5 protein-coding genes are annotated in these 5,354 nt (G+C 71.9%); 1 reads left to right on the forward strand and 4 read right to left on the reverse strand.

From position 1 onward, the window contains the following. Window positions 1–998, reverse strand: a 998-nt coding sequence (locus GUY60_RS33680; protein ID WP_161704839.1) for an ADP-ribosylglycohydrolase family protein, incomplete at its 3' end; no start/stop codon positions are given. Window positions 999–1,131: 133 nt separating this feature from the next. Beyond that, window positions 1,132–3,723, reverse strand: a complete 2,592-nt coding sequence (locus tag GUY60_RS33685; protein WP_161704841.1) for a bifunctional FO biosynthesis protein CofGH — start codon at window positions 3,721–3,723, stop codon at window positions 1,132–1,134. Between the two features lie 174 nt (window positions 3,724–3,897). Here GUY60_RS33685 and GUY60_RS33690 point away from each other — a divergent pair, with 174 nt between their 5' ends. Beyond that, window positions 3,898–4,569: a hypothetical protein gene (locus tag GUY60_RS33690; protein WP_161704843.1), complete on the forward strand. Its 672-nt coding sequence runs from the start codon at window positions 3,898–3,900 to the stop codon at window positions 4,567–4,569. Window positions 4,570–4,594: 25 nt separating this feature from the next. Here GUY60_RS33690 and GUY60_RS33695 read toward each other — a convergent pair whose 3' ends face one another. Together GUY60_RS33695 and GUY60_RS33700 are read right to left on the reverse strand one after the other, a co-directional pair. Next, on the reverse strand, window positions 4,595–4,936 hold the full coding sequence (locus tag GUY60_RS33695) for a helix-turn-helix domain-containing protein (RefSeq protein WP_161704846.1): 342 nt from the start codon (window positions 4,934–4,936) through the stop codon (window positions 4,595–4,597). 1 nt (window position 4,937) lies between these two features. Further along, window positions 4,938–5,234, reverse strand: coding sequence for a type II toxin-antitoxin system RelE/ParE family toxin (locus GUY60_RS33700; RefSeq protein WP_312866524.1), 297 nt, complete (start codon window positions 5,232–5,234; stop codon window positions 4,938–4,940). Between the last annotated feature and the right edge of the window lie 120 nt (window positions 5,235–5,354).

A 5,354-nucleotide genomic window follows, 5' to 3' on the forward strand; every position in this document is an offset into this window, starting at 1 on the left:
CCCTCCAACTCGGCCACCCACCCCGGCGGCAACGCCGTCTCCCCATGCAGCGCACCCAGCATCGCGCCCGTCAGGCCCGCCACCGCGGACGAGTCGCCGCCGTGGTTCACGGCGAGCTTCAGGCCGTGCCGGATGTCCTCGCACACCGTCGCGCAGTACACCGCCGCCCCGAGCACCGCGTCCCCCGTACCCTCCTCGGCAAGCGACTCCACCCGTGCCGGGCTCGGCATGCCCTGCCGTACCGCGCCGAGCGCCTGCTTGAGCGCGTCCGTGACCGGCTGGTGGCCCGGCCGGGCGGCGAGCAGGGACAGCGCCCGCTGCACCGCGCCGTCCAGGGACTCACCGCGGGCCAGCGCGTGCACGATCACCGCGTGCGCGCCCGCCGACAGATACGCGGCGGGGTGGCCGTGGCTCTGCGCGGCGCACTCGACGGCCAGCTGGAGCACCAACTGCGGTTCCCAGCCGACCAGGAGGCCGAACGGCGCGGAGCGGGTGACCGCCTCGTGGCCGCGCTCGGCGGGGTCGCGCGGGGACTCCAGGGTGCCCATCGCGTCGTCGGCGAATCCGGCGAGGCAGGAGCGGGCGGGGTCGCGGCGGGTGTACAGCCACTCCTCGCGGGCGAGCCAGCCGTCCTCCTTGCGGCGCTCGTCGGGTCCCCACTCGTTCTGGGTGACGGCCCAACGGCGGTGCGCGCGGTGGATGTCCGTGGGCGGGTGCCAGGCCCCGGTGTCCCGCCGCACCTGGGCCCGTATCAGCCCGTCGACGGTGAACAGGGCGAGCTGCGTGGCCGCGGTGACGGCACCCCGCCTGCCGTACGCGGGCGCCAGATCGGTCAGTCCTTCGGCCCCGTGCTCGGCACGTATCTCCTCCAGGCCGAGGCGTGTGACGGGTGCGCCGAGGGCGTCGCCGAGTGCCGCCCCGAGCAGGGAGCCGCGTACCCGGCTACGGAAATCCTGCTGCTCGGCGCGGCCCCAGACCGCTGTCACCGCTGCGCTCACGGCGCCCCCCTCCCACGAGTCGTGTGCGCAGCACTGTAATCGACCAGGACTGACCGTTCAGGCCCGGAAACGTGCGGTTGTTGTACGAATCGGGTGTCTCGATCGGGTGTTGAGACCGGGTGTTGCGGGTGTCTCAGTCGACCACCGGAAGCAGCTCCGGCAGATGCCCGTCCGAGGCCAGGGCCGCGCGCTGCCGCTCCTCGGGCACCTCGCCGTACAGCGTGGTGCGGGGGCGGGCCGGGCGGCCGGCCGCGTCGGCGATGGCGATGAGGTCCTTGACGGAGCGGTACGAGCCGTAACTGGAGCCCGCCATCCGGGAGATGGTCTCCTCCATCAGGGTGCCGCCCAGGTCGTTGGCGCCGGAGCGGAGCATCTCGGCGGCGCCCTCGGTGCCGAGCTTCACCCAGCTGGTCTGGATGTTGGGGATGTGCGGGTGGAGCAGCAGCCGGGCCATGGCGATGACGGCGCGGTTGTCGCGGGTGGTCGGGCCCGGCCGGGCGATGCCGGCGAGGTAGACCGGCGCGTTGGTGTGGATGAAGGGGAGGGTGACGAACTCGGTGAAGCCACCCGTCTCCTGCTGGATCCCGGCGAGGGTGCGCAGGTGTCCGAGCCAGTGCCGGGGCTGGTCGACGTGGCCGTACATCATCGTGGACGAGGACCGGATGCCCAGCTCGTGCGCGGTCTTGACGACCTCGATCCAGGTGGCCGTGGGCAGCTTGCCCTTGGTGAGGATCCAGCGGACCTCGTCGTCGAGGATCTCGGCGGCGGTGCCGGGGATCGAGTCGAGGCCCGCCGCCTTGGCCTCCTGGAGCCACTCCCGGATCGAAAGCCCGGTCCTGGTCGCGCCGTTGACGACCTCCATCGGGGAGAAGGCGTGCACATGCATGCCCGGTACGCGCTCCTTCACGGCGCGCGCGATGTCGAAGTACGCGCTGCCCGGCAGGTCCGGGTGGATGCCGCCCTGCATGCACACCTCGACCGCGCCGACGTCCCAGGCCTGCTCGGCGCGGTCGGCGACCTGGTCGAGGGAGAGGGTGTACGCGTCGGCGTCGGTGCGGCGCTGGGCGAAGGCGCAGAAGCGGCAGCCGGTGTAGCAGACGTTGGTGAAGTTGATGTTCCGCGTGACGATGTACGTGACGTCGTCGCCGACCGCCGACTTGCGCACGTCGTCCGCGGTCCGGGTGAGGGCGTCGAGGGCCGGGCCGTCCGCGTGCAGCAGCGCGAGGGCCTCGTCGTCGGTGAGCCGGGTCGGGTCGTCGGCGGCGGTGGCGAGCGCGGCGCGTACGTCGGAGTCGATGCGCTCCGGGGCCATGCCGGGCTTGGCGGCCTCGCGCAGGGACTCCCAGTCGCCGTACACCTCGTCGAAGTCGTCCCGCCGGTCGTGCGTACGCCCCTCGGTGTCGATGGTGCGGTGCAGGTCGGTGCGGCCGGAGGGGACGAAGGTGTCCTCGGGCTCCTGCCAGGGCAGCCCGCGCACCTCGGCGTCCGGGTCGGCGAGGCCGGTCGCCGGGTCGGCGAGGGCGCGTACGTGCGGCAGGACGCGGGGGTCGATCCAGGGCTCGCCGCGCTGGATGAACTCCGGGTACACGCACAGCCGTTCCTCAAGGCGGAAGCCCGACTCGGCGGACCTGGCGGCGAGTTCCTCGATCTGGGGCCAGGGCCGCTCGGGGTTCACATGGTCGGGCGTGATGGGCGAGACGCCGCCCCAGTCGTCCACACCGGCGCCGATGAGCCGGGCGAACTCGGCGTCGACGAGGTTGGGCGGTGCTTGCAGGCAGCCCGAGGGCCCCATGATGTGCCGGGCGACGGCGACGGTCGCGACGAGGTCGTCCAGTTCCGCATCCGGCATCCCGCGCATCGCCGTGTCGGGCTTGGCGCGGAAGTTCTGCAGGATCAGCTCCTGGATGCCGTGGTAGGCGCGGGAGATACGGCGCAGCGCGAACAGTGACTCGGCGCGCTCCTCGGGCGTCTCCCCGATCCCGAGGAGCAGCCCGCTGGTGAGCGGCACGGAGCTGCGCCCCGCGTCCTCCAGGTGCCGCAGCCGTACGGCAGGTTCCTTGTCGGGCGAGCCGTAGTGCGGCCCACCGGGCTCGCTCCACAGCCGCTCAGCAGTGGTCTCCAGCATCAGACCCATGGACGGGGACACGGGCTTGAGCCGCTGGAAGTCGGTCCAGGACATGACGCCCGGGTTGAGGTGCGGGAGGAGTCCCGTCTCCTCCAGGATCCGGATGGAGATGGCCCGTACGTACGCGATGGTGTCGTCGTACCCGTGCGCGTCCAGCCATTCGCGGGCCTCGGGCCAGCGGTCCTCGGGCTTGTCGCCGAGCGTGATCAGGGCTTCCTTGCAGCCCAGTTCGGCCCCGCGCCGGCAGATGTCGAGCACCTCGTCCGGCGACATGAACATCCCGTGCCCTTCCCGGCGCAGCTTGCCGGGGACGGTGACGAAGGTGCAGTAGTGGCAGCGGTCCCGGCACAGTCGGGTGAGCGGGATGAACACACTCTTCGAGTACGTCAGCACTCCGGCCCGCCCGGCGGCCTCGAGCCCCGCGTCCCGTACGCGGGCGGCGGACGCGGCGAGATCCTCCAGATCGTCCCCGCGCGCCTGCAACAGCACGGCAGCCTCGCCCACATCCAGCGCGACCCCGTCACGGGCCCGCTTGAGCGCTCGGCGCATGGAGTTGGCGGTGGGCGGCTGCGGGCTCCGGGGTGCGTGCTGATCCGTCATGAACCGAGGATACGAGCGGGGGTTCGAGGGATGAGCGCCCGGTGAGTATGGGGAGTTGCACAGCTGGGTGGGGAATGAACGTGTGGTGGGCGGGTGCGGGTTGAGTATCCGCGCCCACAGCCCGTGGGTACGCGCACTCGGGTGCGGGGCCCGCCCCGGCCGTACGTTGCCCGCATGAGCGAGATCGAGCAGCCCGAGAAGGACCCGGCACCCGCCGCCGTGCGCGCCGCGCGGGGAGTCGCGATCGGCTGCGGCGTCATCGTCGCTGTCCCGCTGCTGATCGTGCTCGGCGTCATCGTCACGTTCGGGGCGCAGCAGGCGACGGCGGAGGACTATCCGACGACCGCGCCGGAGCAGGCCGCCGAGGCGCTCACGGCCGAGTCCCAGGAGCTGTACCGGACGACCCGCTTCGACCTCACGCTGCCGCCCGGCGTCGAGGACCTCGGCGTCAGCACGGAGAACACCCTGAGTGCGGACTACTGCTACCCGGACGGACTGGAGAGCCTCGCCGACGAGTCGGTGGACGGGGCGTACTCGCTGCACCACTCCTGGGGCGTGCCCGACGTGCCGAAAGACCGGGCCCTGCCCGCGCTCCGCCGGCTGCGCGACCGCCTGAAGGCGGACGGCTGGAACATCACCGACTACGGGCGGAACGCGCCGGCCACCGAGTGGGAGCTGCGCGCCACGAAGGACGACCGGCGCACGAGCTTCAGCTGGCGGCCCGAGTACGGCTACTTCGACGGCGGCATCGGCACGGCCTGCGCCTACGACCCCGCCTGGAAGGAGGGCGACTTCGGCGTCCCGGGCGAGGACCTGACCCCACCGGAGCTGCGGCCCGCCCACTGAGGCCGACGCCCGCGCCGGTCAGCACTCAGGCGGCGTCGTGGTGGTGCGCGGTGAACGTGACCTCCGTGCTGTCGCCGTCCAGTGCGATGTTGAGCGACGCGTCGAGTGCGCGTGCCAGCTTCGCCAGGAGGGGCAGGGTCGGGACCGTGTCGGAGCCCTCGACGCGGGAGATCTTCGCCTGGGTCAGGCCCGAGCGGTCCGCGAGTTCGCTCTGTGTCAGGCCGAGCTCGCTGCGCCGGGCGTACACGGCCTGCGCGAGCGCCATCGAAAGGCGAATCTCGTGCCGGGCCTCCGCCACGTCCTCCGGCTCCGCGAGCAGCTCGGCCCGCTTGCGTTCCCGCAGCGTCTTCCAGCGGCTGTGTGCCATGTCAGACCTCTCCCTTCTCGATCAGTCGCACGAACTCGTCGTGAGCGGGGCCGTGTTCGGCCGCACAGACCTTCTGCGCCCGCTTCGCCCGCTCCACCTCGGCATCCACGCGCATGCGCGTCTTGTGGAACACCGTAAGCAGCACGGCCGTGCGGTGCGGCGTCAACCAGTACGTGATGCGTATCGCCGCACCATCGAGCGTCGGCCGAAGCTCACGCACACCGCCGCCGAGGTGCCGCGCGAACGGCTCACCCAAGGTCGTCGCGTGCTCGGCGAGCAGACTTACGTACTCGTCGATCTTGAGGAAGTGTCACGCGGGCAGAGCCTCCAGCCAGGCACGCACCTCGGGTTCGATCTCGACCGCGTAGAGCTGAGTCACGTCATCACAGTGTATGCCGCAGACGACATAATCCCGCCC

Origin of the sequence: Streptomyces boluensis (assembly GCF_009908195.1) — a bacterium.
Taxonomy (GTDB): Bacteria; Actinomycetota; Actinomycetes; order Streptomycetales; family Streptomycetaceae; genus Streptomyces; species Streptomyces boluensis.

What these genes read in the sequence shown, in the direction of transcription:
- GUY60_RS33685 (WP_161704841.1), bottom strand. Translation starts at nt 3,723, where the DNA reads ATGACGGATCAGCACGCACCCCGGAGCCCGCAGCCGCCCACCGCCAAC.
- GUY60_RS33690 (WP_161704843.1), top strand. Translation starts at nt 3,898, where the DNA reads ATGAGCGAGATCGAGCAGCCCGAGAAGGACCCGGCACCCGCCGCCGTG.
- GUY60_RS33695 (WP_161704846.1), bottom strand. Translation starts at nt 4,936, where the DNA reads ATGGCACACAGCCGCTGGAAGACGCTGCGGGAACGCAAGCGGGCCGAG.